Here is a 19,649-nt window from a genome sequence, read left to right as displayed (position 1 = left end):
GATCTATCGAGGCGGGCATCGAGGCAAGCTAGGGAGTCACGGGTTTGAGCACAGCATCACAGGGTGATTCGGTGGGGGGCGGTGGCCGGGGACACGCGAAGCACGACTACCGACCGGTCTATCAGACCAGCCTTGTCGATCCCGCCGTGTTCTGGGCCGAAGCGGCCGAAGCGATCGACTGGGAGGTGCCCCCCGGCCAGATCGTCGACACCACCGCTCGCCCTGTGGCCAGGTGGTTTCCCGATGCGAGCCTCAATACCTCCTTCAATGCACTCGACCGCCATGTGCGCGGTGGCACCGCGGACGAGGGAGGTCTGGCCGATCAGCCCGCCCTAATATACGACTCCGCTATGACCGGTGCCAAGGTCGTTTTCAGCTACGCCGAACTGCTCGCCGAGGTGGCGACCTTCGCGGGCGCGATGACCAGACTCGGCGTCCGCAAGGGCGATCGCGTGGTCATCTACCTGCCGATGATCCCGGAAGCCGTGATCGCGATGCTCGCCTGCGCGCGGATCGGCGCGGTGCACTCGGTGGTGTTCGGCGGCTTCGCCGCGCCGGAGCTCGCCGCGCGCATCGATGACGCCCAACCTGTGCTCGTCATCACCGCCTCCGGCGGCATCGAGCCCGGCCGCAAGATCGAATACCCGCCGATCGTCCTGCAGGCGCTCGACATCGCCGAGACCACCGCGCCGCGGCACGTGATCGTCAAGCAGCGCCCCGATCAGTTCACCCCGATCACCTTCGCCGCGCCGCAGGACGCCACCGAGACGCTGCCGAGTTCGGCGGCGACCGTCGCGGCGCAATGGCTGGACTGGGAAGACGCGGTGCGCGACGCGGAACCCGCCGACCCGGTGCCGGTCGCGGCCACCGATCCGCTCTACATCCTGTACACCTCGGGCACCACCGGGAAGCCGAAGGGCGTGGTGCGCGACAACGGCGGGCACGCGGTCGCGCTGGCCTGGTCGATGCGCAACATCTACGACGTCGGCCCCGGCCAGGTGATGTGGGCCGCATCCGACGTCGGCTGGGTGGTCGGCCACTCCTACATCGTCTACGCGCCGCTGCTCGTCGGCGCGACGACCCTGCTCTACGAGGGCAAGCCGATCGGCACTCCCGACGCGGGCGCCTACTGGCGTGTCATCGCCGAATACGGCGTGCGTGCGCTGTTCACCGCGCCGACTGCGCTGCGCGCCATCCGCAAGGCCGACGCCACGGCGAAGCTGGCACGCAACTACGACCTGTCCTCGCTGCGCGCGCTGTTCTGCGCGGGCGAGCGGCTCGACCCGGCCACCTACGAGTGGGCCACCGAGACGCTGCTCGCCGACCGGCCCGACTGCCCAGTCGTCGACCACTGGTGGCAGACCGAGACCGGCTGGCCGATCTGCGCCAACCTGCTCGGCTTGCAGGAACTGCCGATCAAACCCGGCTCGGCCTCGGTTCCGGTGCCCGGCTACCGCCTGCGAGTGCTGGACGCCGAGGGCAATCCGGTCCCCGTCGGCACCGAAGGCAACATCGTGATCGGGCTTCCGATGCCGCCCGGCACGCTGACCGGGCTGTGGCAGGACGAGCCGCGGTTCATCCGGTCCTACATGTCGGCCTTCCCCGGTCACTACCTGACCGGCGACTCCGGCTACTTCGACGAGGACGGCTACCTCTACGTCCTCGGCCGCAGCGACGACGTGATCAACATGGCCGGGCACCGGCTGTCCGCGGGCAGCATCGAAGCCGCCATCTCCGGGCACGAGGCGGTGGCCGAGTGCGCGGTGATCGGCCTGCCCGACGAGCTCAAGGGTCAGCGCCCGATCGCCTACGTGGTGCTCAAGGAAGGCGTCGAGGTCGACCCGACCCGGTTGCGCGAGGAACTGGTCGAGCGGGTGCGCGAGCAGATCGGCGCGATCGCCACGCTGCACGACGCGGTGATCGTGGCGGGGCTGCCGAAGACCCGGTCGGGCAAGATCCTGCGCAAGACCATCCGGCAGATCACGGCGGGCGACACCTACGACATGCCCTCCACCATCGAGGACCCCGCCGTGCTCGCGGCGCTGGAGGATCAGATCATCACCACGCGAGCCGACGAGGAGGCGAACGCGGCGGCGGACAACGGCGACGCGACCGTGCCGGACTCCGATCCCGTCGCGCCGTCCTGACGAATCGCGCTGCGCTGTCCGGCCCCATGGCGTCGTGCGTCCAGACGAATCGCTATGCGCTGTCCGGCCCCTTCGTGCTGTGCCGTCCAGACGCATCCCGTCGTGCCCGTCCGCGACGCATCGCATCGTGGCCCTCCCGACACATCGCGCTGTGCCGTCCCGCCCATCGCATCGTGTCGTCCCGGCGCAACACCCCTCAGAGCTTTCTCAGGGATCGTTCACACCCGTGCCAGCGCTTCGCAATAGCGTCGGATGCGCTTCTATCCCTCGAAGAACTGGAGGCATTCCCGATGCACTCTTTCCGTCGCCGCACCGGTCTCGCCGCACTGGCCGCGGGCAGCATGGCCACGGTGGCCGTGCTGCTCTCCCCGGCCGTCGCGTCCGCAGACCCGACGGAACTCGCCGGTCCGCTGCTGAACTCGGACTGCACCTTCGCCCAGGTCGACGCCGCCCTGCACGACCAGGCGCCGCAGCTGGCCGCGATGCTCGACGCGAACCCGACCCAGAAGGCGGAATTGCAGCGCCGTTTCGACCAGCCGGTCGAGCAGCGCCGCGCCGAGTTCCAGCGCCTGCTCGCCGAGAACCCGGAGGCCGCGCGCGAGGCGGAGAACGATCCGCGCGCCGCCGGACTGCGCCAGACGATCGAGGCCGTCGCGGCGACCTGCCACAACTACTGATCGACTCCTGACCGACGACCGCACCCGCGAACGGCAGAATGAACGACGTGACCCCCTCGACGCCGACCGTCCTCGTTGTCGACGACGACGAGGACGTGCTCGCCTCTGTCGAACGCGGGCTGCGGCTGTCCGGCTTCCGGGTGCTGGTCGCCCGGGACGGCGCCGCGGCGCTGCGCAGCGTCGGCGAGCACGCTCCCGACGCCATCGTGCTGGACATGAACATGCCGGTGCTGGACGGCGCCGGTGTGGTGACCGCGCTGCGCGCCATGGGCAACGAAGTGCCGATCTGCGTGCTCAGCGCCCGCGCCTCGGTGGACGACCGGATCTCCGGCCTGGAATCCGGCGCCGACGACTACCTGGTGAAGCCGTTCGTGCTCGCCGAACTGGTGGCCCGCATCCGCGCGCTGCTGCGCCGCCGCACCGACGCGCCCGCCCCGGCAACACCCGGTGCGATCACCGTCGGACCGCTCGAGGTCGACGTCGCCGGTTATCGCGCGCTGCTGCACGGCACCGAGATCGAGCTCACCAAGCGGGAATTCGAGCTGCTTTCCACGCTGGCCCGCAACGCGGGCGTGGTGCTGAGCCGGGAACGTCTGCTGGAGCTGGTGTGGGGCTACGACTTCGCCGCCGACACCAACGTAGTCGACGTCTTCGTCGGCTACCTGCGCCGCAAGCTGGAGATCGGCGACACTCCGCGGCTGCTGCACACCATCCGCGGCGTCGGATTCGTGCTGCGAGCGCCGAAATGAATCCGAAGCTGCCATGAAAACACAAGGGCGCAGGACCTTTTCGCTGCGCACCCGGGTGGCGGGTGCGGCAGCGGCCGGCGCCGTCATCATCGTGACCGCGCTGAGCGCCATCACCGTGCAGGCGATCGAGCGCACCAACCTGCAACAGAGCGATCAGCAACTCTCGGTGGCGTCCCGCCTCGTCCTGCTCGACCCGGTGATCGCGGTGGGTGTGCTCGGGTTGACCGGGCTCAACGACGACATGGCGATCACGGTGCGCGACAGCGGGTCCGTGGTGGCGAGCAGCCCGGTCCAGCTGCCGGACCTGGCCACCGGATCGCGCACCGTCACGGTGGGCGGCGTCCCGTACCGGGTGCTCACCACGACGGAGAACCAGCCGCCGGATCGCACTGTCTCCCTTGGTATTCCGGCCGACGAAGCGGCCCGTGCCACCGCCGAGCAGCAGCGCTGGGTGATGGGCGGCGCGCTGCTCGCGGTGGCCGCGGCGGGCGCGCTCGGCTGGTTGCTCGCGGGCCGCGCGGTGCGCCCCATCGTCGACCTCACCCATCAGGTCGGCACGCGCAGCGCCTTCCCCGACCCCGACAATCCGCAACCCCCGGTCGACGGAAAAGGCATGCGCGAGGCCGAGAAACTCGCCGACGCGGTGAACCGCATGCTGCAGCGGGTCGACCAGGCGCAGGAGGAGACCGCGGCCGCGCTGGAGACCGCGCGCGATTTCGCCGCCGTGTCCGCGCACGAACTGCGCACCCCGCTCACGGCCATGCGCACCGACCTCGAGGTGTTGCGCACCCTCGACCTGGACGAGGCGCAGCGCGCCGAGATCCTCGCCGACCTGCAACGCAGCCAAGGCCGGGTGGAGACCACGCTCGCCGCGCTGGAGCGGCTCGCCACCGGCGATCTCACCAACGAACGCGACCACGTGGACACCGACGTCGGCGACCTGTGCGACCAAGCCGCGCACGACGCCATGCGCCACTTCCCCGGCCTCACCGTGCGCATCGAGACCGACGCGGAATTGGTGACCCGCGGCCTGCCCGCGGGTCTGCGCCTCGCGGTGGACAACGCGCTGGCCAACTCGGTGAAGCACGGCCGTGCCACCGAGGCGCTGGTCTCGGCGCACCGGACGCCGCACGGGCACATCGTGATCGCCGTCGACGACAACGGGCACGGCATCCCGGTCGAGGAGCGGGCCGCGGTCTTCGAGCGGTTCTACCGGGGTAGCCAAGCGAGCAAAGGCGGCTCCGGACTAGGGCTCGCGTTGGTCGCTCAGCAGGCCCAATTGCACGGCGGGCGGGCGTATTTCCAAGACAGCCCGCTGGGCGGCGCCCGGTTGGTCCTGGATTTGCCGGAGCGGCACCGTATGGATCAGTCTCCCTCGACCGGGTCCCGCGCCCGCTGAATTCGCTGCCGGATCCCGGCATACCGCCGGAGCCGCGGGCCGCGCGTATTCGTGCCTGGAGCGACACGCATCGCGAGGGACGCGCCCCGCGCAACGGAAGTCCTCGTGCCCTTACCGAACTCTCAGAGAAACGCCAATGGGGCCGTTAGCGGCGGTCCTTAGGGTCGGTGATCGTGATCGGACATCGCGCCCGCTGGGGCTTGCTCGCCATTGGCATCGTCACCGCGGGAGCGATCGGGGGTGGTGTCACCGCCTGCGCGGGCTCGGAATCAGCGCCGTCGGGGATCGCCCTGGTCAACGCCGACACCGGACCGACGGGCGCGCGGATCGTGCAGGCGCTCGAGCAAGACGGCGCGGGCTACGAGTGGACGATGGTGAAACCGGGCGAGGCGAACACCGACGACTACGCGGCCGTCATCACGCTGCCCGCCGACCTCACCGAGTCCATGGGCACGCTGGCCGGTCCGGTGCCGCAGCGCGCCATCGTCACCGTCGCCGCCAACGACGACGCCGACGGCGACCTGGTGAACGGGGCGATCCAGGCGGTGACGCACCGCATCGGCGCGACCGGGGTGGACGCGGCGCTCGCTGCCGTCGCCCAAGCCCGCAGCCAGCTCACCGGGGTCCAGTTCACCGCCCAGCTGCTCGGCGCGGGCGTGAACGCCGCGGCCTCGGGCGCGGACCAGTTCAGCGCGGGCGCCGACCAGCTGCTCGGCTTCCTGGATTTCGCGAAAGAGGGCTCCGCCCAGCTGACTTCGGCCATCGCCATGCTCAACGACACCGTCGACGGCGCGGCCGTGCAGGCGAATCAGCTTGCCGACGCGCTGGATTCGACCGGCATCACGATCGCGCAGGTGCAGCAGACGGCAGGCACCGTCAGCTCCGGCCTGGACCAGATCCTGCCGCTGCTGCGTGCGCTGCCCTTCGCCAACGATCCGGCGCTGGCCGACATCATCGGCAAACTCGAAGCGCTGCGGGCCGTTTCGGGTCAGGCGGGGTCCCAGCTGGACGGCCTCGACCTGCTGGTCGGCGGCGCCGTCGACCCCAACACCGATCTCGGCGCCCTGCTGCGCACCGTTGTCGGTCGTCTGCAATCCGCGAGCGCCCAGCTCAACGAAGGCGCCAAGCTCGCCGAAGGCCTCCCCCAGCTCGCCGAGCAGGGCGGCGCGCAGCTGGTCGACGCGATCGGCCAGCTCACCGGCGGTGTCACCCAGCTCCAGCAGATCGTGACCAACCTGAACACCCAGACCAACAAGGCCATGGACGCGCTCCCCGTCCGCAGCACCACCCAGCAGTCCGCGATCGCGCTGGCTCTGACCGACCCGGTGGAAATCGTCCGCGAATGAGGCTGGCGCGCTTTGCTTGTCAGCCGCTCCGGATGCCTACCAGCCGTTCCGGCGTGGTGCGCCGAGTTGCTCGTCCTCGGCGTCCCGCAGTCGTTGCGCGGCGCGGTCGAGCCAGGTCGCGAACGTGGTCGCGAGGTCGGCGGGCGTGGTCGGTCGCACGCTGACGTGCTGGGCGCGGATCTCCGTGTAGCGGCCGTCCTCGGCGATGTCGTACCACTGCACCGTGTCCTCCGCTTCCGGGCGGGTGTGCAGCGGGCCGACGCGCAGCCCGGCCGAACCGCCGCCGTCGGCGGGCCGTCCGAGCAGCCGCTGGTACTGCTCGCGCGGGGTGTTGCGGGCGTTGTCCCGCAGGTAGGTATCCCGGTTCGGACGCAAGTCGTCGGGGTGGAAGGTGGCGGGCGGCCGCTTGCCCGGCGGGCAGGGCGGAAGTGATTTCACGATTTGGACGGCCAGCGATTCCGGACCGCAGGTGCGCAGCCGGATCGGACCGTTCTCCTCGGCGCGGACGGTCTGGAACGCGACCACCGCGTGAGAATGGTTGCGGGCGCCGATGATTCGGTACTGCTTGACGTCACCCGTGCTGTTCTTGTGCTTGCGCGAGCCACCCAGGATCTCGATGCGCATATCCGAGGTGGACAGCGTGTGCATGGCGAGTTCGATCTCCTCGAGCTCGTCGCCGGAGTAGCTCGCGCGCACCCGAAGGCGGTGCTGGTCGAAATCGTCCTGCACGGCGAAACGGCTGAGGTACTTGAGCGGGCGCGGGAACCGGTCGTTGGCGTCGCTGTACCAGAGCGCCGCGAAATCCTCTGGGTCCCAGTTCCATTCGGGCATTGTCGGGTCCGTTCGTTCGTGCGAGTGATCGGAAGCGTGGCGGTCGACCATGGGGTCGGGGACGAGGTGGCGGGCCGATCGTGCGCGAGGTTCGGGCGCGGAGGGCCGTGCGCCGCGAAGGTTGGCCGCACACGCAGGGGCTGTGCGCGCCCGGCGACGGTTGCCCACGCGGGTCACTCCTCGGGCGGATGCTCCCCGATCACGCCGCCCGGCAACGTCTTCGGCATCTCGCCGAGCAACTCCTCGGTGTTCTCCATGGTGATCAAGTACTCCGGGATCTTGTGATCGCCGTCGTCCTCGGACTTGCCGCCGGGGCGCGCGCCGAGTCCACCCATACCGGGCATACCGGCCATACCGCGGCCGGGGGTGGTGGCCGCCGCCGCTGCTCCGGCCGGATTCGTTCCGGGAGCGCCCGGGGCGCCGGGGATACCGCGACCAGGAGATGGCGTCCCGGTACCGGGTCCGGGGCCGGGGATGCCGGGGCCCGGGCCGCCCGGTGTTCCGGCGGGGTTGGTGCCCGCGGGCACGGTGGGCTGATTGGCGCCGGGCTTGGTCGGGTCGGTACCGGCCGGGGTCGTCGAACTCGGCGTGGTGTCCGTGGAACTCGGGTCGGTGGAGGTGTCGTCGGTGGTCGACTCGTCGGTCGGCTCGTCCTCGGCGCCCGGGTCGTCCGTGGTGTCCTCGGTGGTCGCCGGGTCGTCCCCTGGGTTCACGCCCGTGTTCGTCCCGTTCCCATTGCCGTTGCCGTTGCCGTTCCCATCGCCGTTGCCGTCGCCGTTCTTGGTGGGCGCCGAGATATCGAGCGGGTTGGTCGGATCGATCGGCTGCGGAAGGACCGGGATCTTGCCGTCGAGACCGACGAAAGGCGTGACGTAGTAGTCCTTCATCACCGCCTGGGCTTCCTCTTGGCGGTCCTCGATCACACCGTCGCGATTGGTGCCGACCCAGGGCCAGGAATCCTTGTGCCACCAAGCCTTTTCCTCGACAGGTTCGGGGAGGCGGCTGTTGGTGTCGGCGATGGCTTGGGCGGCTTCGCCGACTCGGGTGCCGAGGTTGGTGAGCGGAGTGGTCAGATCTTGCGCGGACTTGGTGTAGCGCTTGATCGCGTCCAGGGCCTTGTCGGCGGCGTTGCCATCCCAAGCGCCATCGATCGATTTCTTGATGCTCGAGTAGAAGACTTCGACGCCCGCTTCCCACTGCGTGGCAAGGGTTTTGTAGCGGTCCGCGATGCCGTGCGCCAGGGTCGGCTGGAGCGGGTTGAACGCGCCGCTGATTTCGACGTGCTTGTACTTCTTCGGTAGTTCGCCACCACCGGTGATGCGGGCCGGTTCGTTCTCGTTCACGACGGAGTCCCCTGTGGCGAAAGTACTTCGGGCTGACCGACACCGGGCTGACTCTGCGCGGGATCGATGGGGGTCGGCTGCTCGGGGAGCTGGGCCAAGAGGTTGTTCACGCGCGCCGCGAAGGTGGCGTCGGTGTCCACATAGCGCTGGCGGATCTCCCGGTGGAGAGTTTGGATGTCCTCGACGATCCGGAAGTGGTCCTCGAGGATCGCGTGGATGCTGTTGTCGGAACCTTTTCCCTTGGTGCGGAACCGGTCGACCAGGGTTTGCGCTGAGGTAAGAATCGCGTTGTCTGCGCCGATACCCCACTGTTGTTTTTCGATCTGCGAGATCGCTTCCGCCTCACCCTGCATGGTGCGAATCAACCGTTTGAATCGCTCACAGTCACGGTCGATATAGACGAAATCCTCAGGCTCGATTCGGAGCTGGAGTCGTCCTTCTCTGGCTTCCGTTATCAGATTTGCGATCGGCCGCGGCGCGGTATCCTCCGCCATCCTGTTCCCTCCCTTTGGTTCTGCCCGCGTGTCAGGCACCCGCAGGTAGCGTTGGTACTACTTTCTCCGCTAGGGCCAAGCCCAACTGACATGTATCGATGTGTCCGGTGTCGCGATTCGACCGCGGGTTGTCCAACTGGAATTCCAAGGACCCGCCCTTGATCTCCACGTTGACGTTGCAAACTTCGCTGGGACGGGTCTCGTTGCGTCGTGTAGCGATTGCTGGCCGACCGGCGACGGTGAGCTCCTGCACCCCATTCGTGTAGTGCTCGCGAACGTACGGAATGGTGAGATTTGATGCCTGAATCGCGACTGAGTAGCCGCTGCCACCGGCGACCCAACGGCAGCCTCGCCACTTTGTGCCGTTAGGCCCATCCGCGTTCGCCTTGTTGTCCGCGACGCCTTTGACCAACCGCTCCGACTTCAAAACACTCTCCGGCACATCCGTACACGGGTTGTAACTCTGCGGCACATCCACCGCCAACTCCGACGCCGTCGTCGCGCTGGTAGCCGCGGAACTCGGCCGTGCCTCCCCCTCGGTCGACCCCCCACACCCCGCCAGCCCGACCCCCGAGGCGAGCACCCCCACCATCAGCACGGCCTTGTCCATCGCTCGCATGCTCACCCTGCTTCCCCTCCGCGCGTAGGTCTTCCGGCGACTATAACCAACGCCCACACCGCGAGCCGGTCCGATGACGGCGGCTCGGAGCGCAGGCGGCGGCCGCCCTCGTCCGAGAAGCGACGGCGCCGAACAATGCCCACACCCTCTTCGACGCATCGAAACGCGTTCTGGTTCCACCGACTCGAGCCGGATACGACTGTGGCCCGCACTCCGGGGGAGTACGGGCCACGATTTCGTCGCTTACGACAAGACGTCGATCAGGTCGATCACGAAGACCAGGGTCTTGCCGGAAAGATGGTGACCCGCGCCGGCCGGGCCGTAGGCGAGCTCCGGCGGGATGGTGAGCTGGCGGCGGCCGCCGACCTTCATGCCGGGGATGCCGTCCTGCCAGCCCTGGATCAGGCCGCGCAGCGGGAAGCTGATGGATTCGCCACGCTTCCACGACGAGTCGAATTCCTCGCCGCTGTCGAATTCGACTCCGACGTAGTGCACCTCGACGGTGCCACCGGGCACGGCTTCCTTGCCCTCGCCCACGGTGAGGTCCTTGATCACGAGCTCGGTGGGCGCGGGGCCCGCTTGGAATTCGACAACCGGCTTGGTCATTCGGCTATCCCCTTCGATAGGTGGGTTGGATTGTCAGCGGTTGGTGATCTCGCGGTAGTCGCGCGCGCCGTAACCGGTGTAGATCTGGCGCGGACGACCGATCTTCAGCGGCTCGCTGTGCATTTCGCGCCAGTGCGCGATCCAGCCGGGCAGCCGGCCCATCGCGAACAGCACGGTGAACATGCGGGTCGGGAAGCCCATGGCCTTGTAGATGACGCCGGTGTAGAAGTCGACGTTCGGGTAGAGCTGACGCGAGATGAAGTAGTCGTCGGTCAGCGCGGCCTCTTCGAGCGCCTGCGCGATGTCGAAGAGTTCGTCGTCGCCGCCGAGCTTGCGCAGGATCGCGTCGGCGTGCTTCTTGGCGATGGAGGCGCGCGGGTCGTAGTTGCGGTAGACGCGGTGCCCGAAGCCCATGAGCTTCACGCCGTCTTCCTTGGCCTTGACCTTGCGGATGAACTCCTTGACGTTGCCGCCCTGAGCCTTGATGTCGTCGAGCATTTCCAGGACGGCCTGGTTGGCGCCGCCGTGCAGCGGGCCCCACAGCGCGTTGATGCCGCCGGACACCGAAGTGAACAGGTTGGCGTCCGAGGAGCCGACCAGACGCACCGTCGAGGTGGAACAGTTCTGCTCGTGGTCGGCGTGCAGGATCAGCAGCATGTCCAGCGCGGCGGCCACTTCGGGGTCGACCTCGTAGGGCTCGGCCGGGAAGCCGAAGGTCATCCGCAGGAAGTTCTCCACCAGGCTCAGCGAGTTGTCCGGGTAGAGGAACGGCTGGCCGACCGACTTCTTGTACGAGTAGGCCGCGATGGTCGGCAGCTTGGCGAGCAGCCGGATGGTGGACAGCTCGACCTGCTCGGGGTCGCGCGGGTCCAGCGAGTCTTGGTAGTAGGCCGACAGCGCGTTGACTGCGGAGGAGAGCACCGGCATCGGGTGCGCGTTGCGCGGGAAGCCGTCGAAGAACCGCTTCAGATCCTCGTGCAGCAGCGTGTGGCGGCGGATCCGGTCGGTGAACTCGTCGAGCTGGGCCTGGGTCGGCAGCTCGCCGTAGATGAGCAGGTAGCTGACCTCGATGAAGGTCGAGGAACCGGCCAGCTGGTCGATCGGGTAGCCGCGGTAGCGCAGGATGCCCGCTTCGCCATCGATATAGGTGATCGCCGACTTGGTCGGGGCGGTGTTCATGAAGCCGGGGTCGTATGTGACGTACCCGGTGCTGGCCAGCAATTTGCCGAGGTCGACACCGTCGTTGCCTTCGGAGGCTTCGGTGATCGTCATGGCGTATTCGCCACCCGGGTAGCTCAGCACCGGTTTGGCGTCGTTGATGTCGTTCTCGGGCACGGAAGGATCCCTCTCAGGCTAGGACCGTCGGCATCGGAGTGCGGTCGGCACGGCGGTGCGATTACCTAGACGCTAGTCGCTGTCCACGCGGCCCGACCACGAGGGTGCCCACCTGACGACCTCACAAACGCCGTGTCGTCACGTGAGGTTTCGTCGGTCAGGCGGGCAGCGATTCGGTGTGCGCGCGGGCGACCCGGTAGCGAACGAAAGCCGGGAAGGCCAAGGCGGCCAGCAGGACCCCGATCACCACGAGAACTCCGCCGCCCGCCGCGGCCACCGCGGTACCCAGGCTCGCCGCGGCAAAACCGTGGGCAACATCACCGATCCGCGGGCCGCCCGCGACCACCACGATGAACACGCCTTGCAGCCTGCCGCGCATCTCGTCGGTGGCGACGGTCAGCAACATCGTGGTGCGCAGCGCGGCGGAGACCATGTCGACCGCGCCGCCGAAGGCGAGGAACGCCACCGCGATCCACAGCCAGACGCCGAGACCGAACAGGTGACCGGCCAAGCCGACCGCGAGCCCGAAGCCGACCATCGCGACGCCCCACAGCGCGATGCAGACGACGACGGCGAGCCCTTGGCGGCGGAGGCGCGGAATCCAGCCGGAGAACACGCCGCCGAGCACCGCGCCCGCCGACATGGCCGCGAACAGCAGGCCGAGCGCGACGCCGCCGGTGGCCGGGTCGCCGAAGGTCTCGTGCGCGATCTGCGGGAACAGCGCGCGCGGCATGCCGAACACCATCGCGATGACGTCGACGAGGAACGAGGCGAGCAGAATGCGCTGGGTGGCCAGGTAGGTGAAACCGTCCAGGACCGTGCGGAATCCGGCCCGGCGCGCGTCGCCGGTCGGCGGGAACGCGGGCAGCCGCCAGACCGCCCACAGCGTGACGAGCAGTGCGATGGCGTCGACGAGATACAAAGTGGACAGCCCGATCAGCGGGATGAGCGCACCCGCGAGCACCGGTCCGGCGATGGCGCCGACCTGCTGCACGGTCATGCTCAGCGAGCTCGCGGCGGCGAGTTGCTCGGGCGGCAGGATGCGGGAGATGGCCGCGCTGCGAGTTGGCTGGTTCACCGCGAAGAACGCCTGTTGCAGCGCGAACAGGATCAGCACCACCCAGACGTTGTCGAGCCCTGCCGCGGCCTGCGCCCAGAACAGCACGGCGGTGACGCCGGTGCCCGCGGTGGTGATCACCATCAGCTTGCGCCGGTCCATGACGTCGGCGAGCGCGCCGCCCCACAGCCCGAACACGATCAGCGGCACCAGGCCGAAAAGTCCGGCGAGGCCGACATATCCGGAGCTGCCGGTGATCTGGAAGATCTGCTGCGGCACCGCGACCACCGAGAGCTGGGCCCCGATGACGGTGACGATGTTGGTCGTCCACAGCCTGCGGTAGTCGGGGTTGCGCAGCGGGGTGGTGTCGGCGAGCAGCTTCACCGGCCGGAGGTTAGCGAGTTCCCGGTCGGCGAGACGACGCGAGATTCATCACATGATTCATCTGTTGTCACGGTTGCAGCCGGTCGACGCGCATGCGTCCCTCGGCGACCCGCACCCGGATCCGGTTGTGCAGCCGACCCCTTCGGCCCTGCCAGAACTCCACCTCGTCGGGACGCAGCAGATAGCCGCCCCAGTGCGGGGGCACCGGGATCACGTCGACGTCGGCGAAGCGCGCGGTGGTCTCGGCCAGCGCGCGGTCCAGCTCGGCCCGCGAGCCGATCGGGCGGGACTGCTGCGAGGCCCAGGCGCCGAGCTGCGAGTCGCGCGGACGCGAGCGCCAGTACACCTCGGTCTGCTCGACGGAGGACTTCTCGACCGGTCCGCGCACGTGCACCTGTCTGCCGAGCGCGGGCCATAGGAACGTCGCCGCGGCGAACGGGACCGCGGCCAGTTGCGCGCCCTTGGCGGAGTCGTAATTCGTGTAAAAAGTCACACCCTCCGGCGAGAGTCCTTTACACAGCACCGTTCTGGCGACCGGTCGCGGCGTGCCGTCGACGAGCGACACCGTGGCGAGAACCATCGCGTTGGGTTCGGCGATGCCGACCGCGGTGGCCTGCTCGATCCAGTGCCGGAGCAGCGGCTCCCAGCCCCCTGCCAGCCAGGTTTCGTCCAGGTCGATGTCCTCGCCGGAGCCGAACGGCGCGCCGCCGTATTCCACTCGCATCGCGGACAGATCGGAGCTCACCGGGAGCTCCATCGCGTCCCCGTTCGCGTCCGGCGGGAACAGGGCGGGATTCGACGCTGAATTGTCCAGGTCACGCATGGGCCAGACGTTACTCCGCGGTAGCAGGGAGCTAAGGTTTTGGTGATCGGCATGTGCTCGGCGGAGCGACACCCTCGGCTGTTGTTTCCAGCGACCTGCAAGCAGTCGCTAGCGGCGTTGCTTCGAGCGGCCTGCAAGCAGTCGCAAGCGGCGAGAACTCGTGCGACCCGAAGTGCAAGGAGAGTCACAACATGACTACCAGCCCCGCTGTTCCCGGTGGCCAGGCCACCGTACCGAGCGATTTCGTCAGCGGCCTCGAGGGCGTGGTGGCCTTCACCACCGATATCGCCGAACCGGACAAGGACGGCGGCGCGCTGCGCTACCGCGGCGTCGACATCGAGGACCTGGTCGGCGGCCGGGTGACCTTCGGTGACGTGTGGGCGCTGCTGGTCGACGGGGAGTTCGGCCACGGTCTGCCGCCGGCCGAGCCGTTCCCGCTGCCGGTGCACACCGGCGACGTGCGCGTCGACGTGCAGGCCGGTCTGGCCATGCTCGCGCCGATCTGGGGCTACCAGCCGCTGCTCGACATCGACGACCAGGAAGCCCGCGAGAACCTGGCCCGCGCCTCGGTGATGGCGCTGTCCTACGTCGCGCAGTCGGCGCGCGGCATCTACCAGCCCGCGGTGCCGCAGAAGAAGATCGACGAGTGCACCACGGTCACCGAGCGCTTCATGACCCGCTGGAAGGGCGACCCGGACCCGCGGCACACCGAGGCCATCGACGCCTACTGGGTCTCCGCCGCCGAGCACGGCATGAACGCCTCCACCTTCACCGCCCGCGTCATCGCGTCGACCGGCGCGGACGTGGCGGCCTCGCTCTCCGGCGCGATCGGCGCGATGTCCGGCCCGCTGCACGGCGGCGCACCGGCCCGCGTGCTGCCGATGATCGAAGAGGTCGAGAAGACGGGCGACGCCCGCGCGCTGGTCAAGGGCATCCTGGACCGCAAGGAGAAGCTGATGGGCTTCGGCCACCGGGTGTACCGGGCCGAGGACCCGCGCGCCCGCGTGCTGCGCGCCACCGCCAAGCGTCTGGGCGCCCCGCGCTACGAGGTGGCGGCGGCGCTGGAGCAGGCCGCGCTCGCCGAGCTGCGTGAGCGTCGTCCCGACCGCGCCATCGAGACCAACGTGGAGTTCTGGGCCGCGGTCATCCTCGACTTCGCCGAGGTCCCCGCGCACATGATGCCCGCCATGTTCACCTGTGGCCGGACCGCGGGTTGGTGCGCGCACATCCTGGAGCAGAAGCAGCTCGGCAAGCTGGTGCGTCCGGCTGCCATCTACACCGGCCCCGCCGCGCGCAAGCCGGAAGAGGTCGCGGGCTGGTCCGCCATCGCCCACCTCTGAGCATCGAACACGTTCGCGAGCCGGACGCCTCGACGGGTTGACTTGCCCGTCAAGGCTTCCGGCTCGTGTCGTATCCGGCGACGCTGGAGAACGGCTGTTGTGACGCGGTCTAGCGCGCGCCGATCGGCTTGCCGAAGAACGACGCGACGGTCTCACCGAAGACCGAGGCCAGGAAGGGCAGCTCCCCCGGAGTCGCGAGCATGGTCGGCATGTCGGTGGTGGCGCAACCGGACGCCGCGGGCACGCCGTTCAGCCGGTCCCGCAGCCACAGCAGCGCCGCCGGTCCGCCGGTGACCTCGGCGAGGATGTGTTCGCTGGCGTGGTCGCGGGTGTACTGAACCCGCGCGTCCGGGTTCTGGCAGTAGGTGTTCACCAACTGGTCGGTCGAGCCGAGCGGCAGGATCTCGTCCCACGCTGAATGCCAGAGGAACATCGGCATGTCCGGCACGGTCTTGCCGAGCTTGGTGTCCTCGAGCATGGCTTGGACCACGGGGTCGTGCAACGGGTCCCCCTGCGTCCGCAGCAGGCCCCTCATGTTCAGGAACGGGAACAGCGCCGACTGGTATTGCACGCACAGCGGCGCCTTCAAGGCCATCAGCGCACGACCCAGGGGGTCGATGTTGCGGTCCAGGAACGCCGCGAAGTCGGGGTACTCCCGCGCGAGGCCCATCACCGCCGCGAAGACCAGTCCGGACGTCGCCTGGTTGTTCGCCATGTTCAGCGTCGCGCCGAGATCGGCGCCGACGCCGCCCTGCGCCGCGGCGACGATGTTCAATTCGGGCGCGTAGGTTTTGTGCAGCTCGGCGGCGTGTCCGGTCGGCATCGACCCGCCGGAGTAGCCGTACATCCCCACCGGCGCGTCCGGTCCGACGCCGAGCGGCTCGAAGGCCGTCGCGGCGCGGATGCCGTCCAGGGTGATCCGGCCGCCGAGCGGCCCTGCGGCGTACGCCGAGTTCGGGCCCTGGTGATCGGGGATGACGACCGCCCAGCCCTGCTGCAACGCGGCCTGCGCGAAGACGAACTCGCCGGGCGCGACGATCTGGCCGACCAGCGGCGCGATCGATAGGTGCTGCAACGCGTACGACGGGGTGCAGTAGCCCGCCGTCGAGTCCTCGGCGATCTGCACCGAAAGCAGCTTGCGCGGTTCCGGCGCGACGCCGCGCGGCTTGATGAGCGTGGCGACCGCCGAAATCGGTTGGTCGCGACTGTCGTTGGAGCGGTAGGACACCTGCCAGGCGTCGACGTTGAGCGGGATCAAACCGAAGTTTGCGACGTTGACCTGGCGTACCGCGATCACCTCGCCCGGTGCGGTGGCGGCGAGCACCTCCGGTGGTTGGCGATAGAAGCCCGGATCCAGCTCGGGCGGCAGCGGCAGCACCCGCGCGGCCTCGATGGGCGGAGCCTCGGGCGCGCCGGGCTCGGCGCCTGCCTGCGCCCCAACCCCCGCGACCGCCGCGGCCATCGTCAACACCGCCCCGGCGCGCATCGACACCGCCCCGGCGTTCATCAACACAGTGTGGAACCGGCGCGTCCAGCGCGATCCGGTGACGGTCCTCATCGACCCACATCCTTCGGGTTCACGATTGAGACTCCCGCGTCTCAACGTGGGCCACACTATGGCACGAACGTGGTGTCGATCGCAATCAGTTGGCCGGGCCCTCTGGCAACGCGAGTGCTCTGAGCAGGGTGGTCAGCACGTCGACGAGGACGTCCACCGGCGGACGCGGCTCGTCCAGGCTCCACTGGTGCACCACGCCGTTGACCGCGCCGATGAACGCGGCCATCGCGACGCGCCAGCCGCCCGGCGGGGTGCGCACATCCGGCAGCGCCGCCGCGGCCACCTCGACCACCGCGCCCCATTCGTCCCTGACCCGCGCGCGATGCAGCTCGACCGCCTCGCTGACGCCGACGATCTCTACGAAGGCCACTTTCGCCTTGCGGATGTCGCCGACGACCGCTCCGACATAGGCCCGAATGCCCGCGTCGAGCAGCGTGCGCGTGTCGGTGGTCCCGGCCGCGGCGAGCGCCTCGGCGACGGCCGCGCGCGCCTGCGCGTGGATCCGGTCGTAGACCTCGACGAGCAGTTCCTCCCGCCCGGAGTACTGCTCGTAGAACTGCCGCCGCGACAGACCCGCGGCGGCGCACAGATCGGTGATCGAGCTCTGCGCGTACGTCTTCTCCGCGAAGACGGTGAGCGCCGCCTCGACGAACAGCGCCCTGCGCTCCACCTGCCGCTCCGCGACCGACTGCCCGGAATAACTGTGTCTGGACCGCGCCGCACTCACACCGGCGACCCTAGTGCGGGCCATTACAACCGAGGCGTCTCAGCCAGCGCACGCCGGAATCCCCCGCAGCGGCGGGCTACTCCTCGCCGAGCGAGGCGGCCCAGTCCACCGCCACGGACTCGCCGTGATCGACGGCGAAGAACGCCACCTCGAGATGCTGACCGAGATCGACGAGGCCGATCGCGGCCAGCGGCAGCGGCTGGATCAGGCGGACCCGCCACGGCCGCGGTTCGTCCCAGGCCCGCAGCTCGAGATCGAGGCGAAGCACCGGATCGTCGTGGCCCGCGTAATCGGCCGCCACCGGAGCGGCGGCGAGCACGGTGGCGTCGGCCCTGCGGCCGTCGGCGAGAATCTTGGCGATGCTCACCCTCGTCGCCTCGTCCGCGTCGGGGATGTAGAGCACCAGCCGGTCCCGGTCTCCCGGATCGACGCGGCAGGCGACGACGTCGCCGGGTTGCATCCACTCCAGGTCTTCCTCGCGCGTGCGCTGCCGAACCCGGGTCTCGTACGGGACCGCACCGTCGATCTGCACCCGAACCCAGAAGACGTGGCCGGGCTCCCGCCGCGGCTGCGGTCCTGGGCCACCGAACGTCCTGGCGAACGACGGCGACGAGATCTTGCGCCCGAGGATGGTCGCCGATCCCGCCGTGCCGTGGATCAGCAGTTCGCGCCGCGCCGCGCCCGACAGCGCGCCCGCCCGCAGGCCGAAATTCCGTGATCGCCGTGCCCGCAACCGCCACCCCGAGTTAGCCGACGCCATGCCCATGGCCGAAAAGGGTAGCCGCACTGTGTCGTACGCCACAGCAATACGGCGTGCCTATGAGTAATTGATCACACCTTCGCCGATTTGCAGGACGTGACGGCCCTGCGGCACCCACCCGCACGAACCGAGCAGGTCGGACACGCTTTACCCTATTGGCCATGACCACTGCGTTCCCGACCATTCCCGACGACCTCAAGCCCGCCGACGGACGGTTCGGCTGCGGCCCCTCCAAGGTGCGCCCGGAACAGCTGGAGTCCCTGGTAAAGGTGGGGGCCTCGGTGTTCGGAACCTCGCACCGGCAGAAGCCGGTCAAGGACGTGGTCGCGCGCGTGCGCAACGGCCTGCGCGAGCTCTTCGGCCTGCCGGATGGTTACGAGGTCGTGCTCGGCAACGGCGGCACCACCGCGTTCTGGGACGCCGCCGCGTTCGGCCTGATCCGCGAACGTTCGCTGCACCTGACCAACGGCGAGTTCTCCAGCAAGTTCGCCGCCGTCGCCAAGGGCAACCCGTTCATCGGCGACCCGATCGTCGTCTCGTCCGAGCCGGGCAGCGCCCCTGAGCCGGTGGCCGACCCGTCGGCCGACCTCATCGGCTGGGCACACAACGAGACCTCCACGGGCGTGGCCATTCCGGTGCAGCGTCCGGCCGGTTCGGAGCACGCGCTGATCGCCATCGACGCCACCTCCGGCGCGGGCGGCCTCCCGGTGAACATCACCGACGCCGACGTCTACTACTTCGCTCCGCAGAAGTGCTTCGCCGCCGACGGCGGCCTGTGGGTCGCGCTGATGAGCCCCGCTGCGCTGGCCCGGGTCGAGGAGATCAAGAACAGCGGCCGCTGGACCCCCGAGTTCCTCTCGCTGCCGGTCGCGATCGACAACAGCACCAAGGACCAGACCTACAACACCCCGGCGCTGGGCACCCTGCTGTTGTTCGCCAACCAGATCGAGTGGCTGAACGGCAACGGCGGCCTGGACTGGGCGGTCAAGCGGACGCTGGATTCCTCCTCGCGGCTGTACTCGTGGGCCGAGTCGAGCGAATACGCCACCCCGTACGTCACCGATCCGGCGCACCGCTCGCAGGTCGTCGGCACCATCGACTTCGCCGACTCGGTGGACGCGGCGCAGGTCGCGAAGGTGCTGCGGGCCAACGGAATCGTCGACACCGAGCCCTACCGCAAGCTGGGCCGTAACCAGCTGCGCGTCGGCATGTTCCCGGCGATCGATCCGGACGACGTGAGTCAGCTCACCCGCAGCATCGACTGGGTAGTCGAAAAGCTGTCCTGAGCGAATTCTTTCGATGCCCGTGGTTTCACCGAGACCACGGGCATCGTGCTCTGATCACCCACCGAGAGCCGCACCCTCGTAAAGACCACTGAACACCCGCGCTACCAGCCTGGATTCGTGAACGATCAGATTATCGAGCGGTCCAGGCGCATGCGCGACGGGCGCGAG

Annotated in this window: 18 protein-coding genes; 7 read left to right on the top strand and 11 right to left on the bottom strand. The window is 69.0% G+C overall.

The features are described from left to right. The first annotated feature begins 71 nt into the window (after positions 1-71). The 5 genes from T333_RS06505 (at position 72) to T333_RS06485 (ending at position 6,318) form a co-directional block, all read left to right on the top strand. Complete coding sequence (locus T333_RS06505; RefSeq protein ID WP_496424156.1) at positions 72-2,147, top strand: AMP-binding protein; 2,076 nt, start codon at positions 72-74, stop codon at positions 2,145-2,147. Positions 2,148-2,437: 290 nt separating this feature from the next. Continuing rightward, positions 2,438-2,824: a hemophore-related protein gene (locus tag T333_RS06500; protein WP_357246114.1), complete on the top strand. Its 387-nt coding sequence runs from the start codon at positions 2,438-2,440 to the stop codon at positions 2,822-2,824. 38 nt (positions 2,825-2,862) lie between these two features. Further along, a complete protein-coding gene (locus tag T333_RS06495; protein ID WP_355000236.1) occupies positions 2,863-3,573 on the top strand; it encodes a response regulator transcription factor in 711 nt (236 codons plus the stop codon). 13 nt (positions 3,574-3,586) lie between these two features. Beyond that, on the top strand, positions 3,587-4,972 hold the full coding sequence (locus tag T333_RS06490; RefSeq protein WP_357246118.1) for a sensor histidine kinase: 1,386 nt from the start codon (positions 3,587-3,589) through the stop codon (positions 4,970-4,972). 173 nt (positions 4,973-5,145) lie between these two features. Next, entirely contained in the window at positions 5,146-6,318 is a 1,173-nt protein-coding gene (locus T333_RS06485) for a YhgE/Pip domain-containing protein (RefSeq protein WP_357246120.1), read from the top strand. A gap of 36 nt (positions 6,319-6,354) precedes the next feature. Here the strand turns inward: T333_RS06485 and T333_RS06480 are convergent, their stop codons facing one another. The 8 genes from T333_RS06480 to pdxH form a co-directional block, all read right to left on the bottom strand. Next, positions 6,355-7,149: an ESX secretion-associated protein EspG gene (locus T333_RS06480; protein ID WP_496423903.1), complete on the bottom strand. Its 795-nt coding sequence runs from the start codon at positions 7,147-7,149 to the stop codon at positions 6,355-6,357. Between the two features lie 173 nt (positions 7,150-7,322). Further along, complete coding sequence (locus tag T333_RS06475) at positions 7,323-8,492, bottom strand: WXG100 family type VII secretion target (protein WP_496423902.1); 1,170 nt, start codon at positions 8,490-8,492, stop codon at positions 7,323-7,325. Continuing rightward, positions 8,489-8,986, bottom strand: a complete 498-nt coding sequence (locus T333_RS06470; protein WP_496423901.1) for a hypothetical protein — start codon at positions 8,984-8,986, stop codon at positions 8,489-8,491. Before T333_RS06470 ends, T333_RS06475 begins: the two co-directional genes overlap by 4 nt. Positions 8,987-9,017: 31 nt before the next feature. Next, positions 9,018-9,596, bottom strand: coding sequence for a DUF3558 domain-containing protein (locus T333_RS06465; RefSeq protein ID WP_496423900.1), 579 nt, complete (start codon positions 9,594-9,596; stop codon positions 9,018-9,020). A 252-nt stretch (positions 9,597-9,848) separates the two neighbouring features. Then, a complete protein-coding gene (locus T333_RS06460; protein ID WP_355000243.1) occupies positions 9,849-10,211 on the bottom strand; it encodes an FKBP-type peptidyl-prolyl cis-trans isomerase in 363 nt (120 codons plus the stop codon). A 33-nt stretch (positions 10,212-10,244) separates the two neighbouring features. Further along, a complete protein-coding gene (locus T333_RS06455; RefSeq protein WP_355000244.1) occupies positions 10,245-11,546 on the bottom strand; it encodes a citrate synthase in 1,302 nt (433 codons plus the stop codon). 157 nt (positions 11,547-11,703) lie between these two features. Next, positions 11,704-12,987, bottom strand: coding sequence for an MFS transporter (locus T333_RS06450; protein ID WP_355000245.1), 1,284 nt, complete (start codon positions 12,985-12,987; stop codon positions 11,704-11,706). 67 nt (positions 12,988-13,054) lie between these two features. After that, entirely contained in the window at positions 13,055-13,810 is a 756-nt protein-coding gene (gene pdxH, locus T333_RS06445) for a pyridoxamine 5'-phosphate oxidase (RefSeq protein WP_496423899.1), read from the bottom strand. A gap of 191 nt (positions 13,811-14,001) precedes the next feature. Between pdxH and T333_RS06440 the strand changes: the two genes are divergently transcribed. Next, positions 14,002-15,150 (top strand): citrate synthase 2, encoded by a 1,149-nt coding sequence (locus T333_RS06440; protein WP_355000246.1) that lies wholly within the window; start codon positions 14,002-14,004, stop codon positions 15,148-15,150. Between the two features lie 109 nt (positions 15,151-15,259). On the opposite strand, the gene T333_RS06435 is transcribed toward T333_RS06440, so the two are convergent. The 3 genes from T333_RS06435 to T333_RS06425 all read right to left on the bottom strand — a co-directional run bounded on the left by T333_RS06435 (position 15,260) and on the right by T333_RS06425 (position 18,201). After that, complete coding sequence (locus T333_RS06435) at positions 15,260-16,708, bottom strand: lipase family protein (RefSeq protein ID WP_496423898.1); 1,449 nt, start codon at positions 16,706-16,708, stop codon at positions 15,260-15,262. A gap of 85 nt (positions 16,709-16,793) precedes the next feature. Further along, on the bottom strand, positions 16,794-17,435 hold the full coding sequence (locus tag T333_RS06430; protein WP_496423897.1) for a TetR/AcrR family transcriptional regulator: 642 nt from the start codon (positions 17,433-17,435) through the stop codon (positions 16,794-16,796). Between the two features lie 76 nt (positions 17,436-17,511). After that, a complete protein-coding gene (locus T333_RS06425) occupies positions 17,512-18,201 on the bottom strand; it encodes a hypothetical protein (RefSeq protein ID WP_496423896.1) in 690 nt (229 codons plus the stop codon). 155 nt (positions 18,202-18,356) lie between these two features. On the opposite strand from T333_RS06425, the gene serC reads away from it, so the two are divergent. Continuing rightward, positions 18,357-19,481 carry a phosphoserine transaminase gene (gene serC, locus T333_RS06420; RefSeq protein ID WP_355000250.1) on the top strand — a complete coding sequence of 375 codons (1,125 nt, stop codon included), beginning with the start codon at positions 18,357-18,359 and terminating at the stop codon, positions 19,479-19,481. Positions 19,482-19,649 lie beyond the last annotated feature (168 nt).

Source organism: Nocardia sp. CNS-044 (genome assembly GCF_059570515.1).
Note: the sequence above shows the minus strand (reverse complement) of the source record. Positions and strands in the feature narration are given on the sequence as shown.

Bases quoted from the DNA above. Each gene is read 5' to 3' on its own strand.
- T333_RS06500 (WP_357246114.1), top strand. From the start codon at position 2,438: ATGCACTCTTTCCGTCGCCGCACCGGTCTCGCCGCACTGGCCGCGGGC.
- T333_RS06495 (WP_355000236.1), top strand. From the start codon at position 2,863: ATGAACGACGTGACCCCCTCGACGCCGACCGTCCTCGTTGTCGACGAC.
- T333_RS06490 (WP_357246118.1), top strand. From the start codon at position 3,587: ATGAAAACACAAGGGCGCAGGACCTTTTCGCTGCGCACCCGGGTGGCG.
- T333_RS06480 (WP_496423903.1), bottom strand. From the start codon at position 7,149: ATGCCCGAATGGAACTGGGACCCAGAGGATTTCGCGGCGCTCTGGTAC.
- T333_RS06470 (WP_496423901.1), bottom strand. From the start codon at position 8,986: ATGGCGGAGGATACCGCGCCGCGGCCGATCGCAAATCTGATAACGGAA.
- T333_RS06465 (WP_496423900.1), bottom strand. From the start codon at position 9,596: ATGGACAAGGCCGTGCTGATGGTGGGGGTGCTCGCCTCGGGGGTCGGG.
- T333_RS06460 (WP_355000243.1), bottom strand. From the start codon at position 10,211: ATGACCAAGCCGGTTGTCGAATTCCAAGCGGGCCCCGCGCCCACCGAG.
- pdxH (WP_496423899.1), bottom strand. From the start codon at position 13,810: ATGCGTGACCTGGACAATTCAGCGTCGAATCCCGCCCTGTTCCCGCCG.
- T333_RS06440 (WP_355000246.1), top strand. From the start codon at position 14,002: ATGACTACCAGCCCCGCTGTTCCCGGTGGCCAGGCCACCGTACCGAGC.
- T333_RS06435 (WP_496423898.1), bottom strand. From the start codon at position 16,708: ATGAGGACCGTCACCGGATCGCGCTGGACGCGCCGGTTCCACACTGTG.
- T333_RS06425 (WP_496423896.1), bottom strand. From the start codon at position 18,201: ATGGGCATGGCGTCGGCTAACTCGGGGTGGCGGTTGCGGGCACGGCGA.
- serC (WP_355000250.1), top strand. From the start codon at position 18,357: ATGACCACTGCGTTCCCGACCATTCCCGACGACCTCAAGCCCGCCGAC.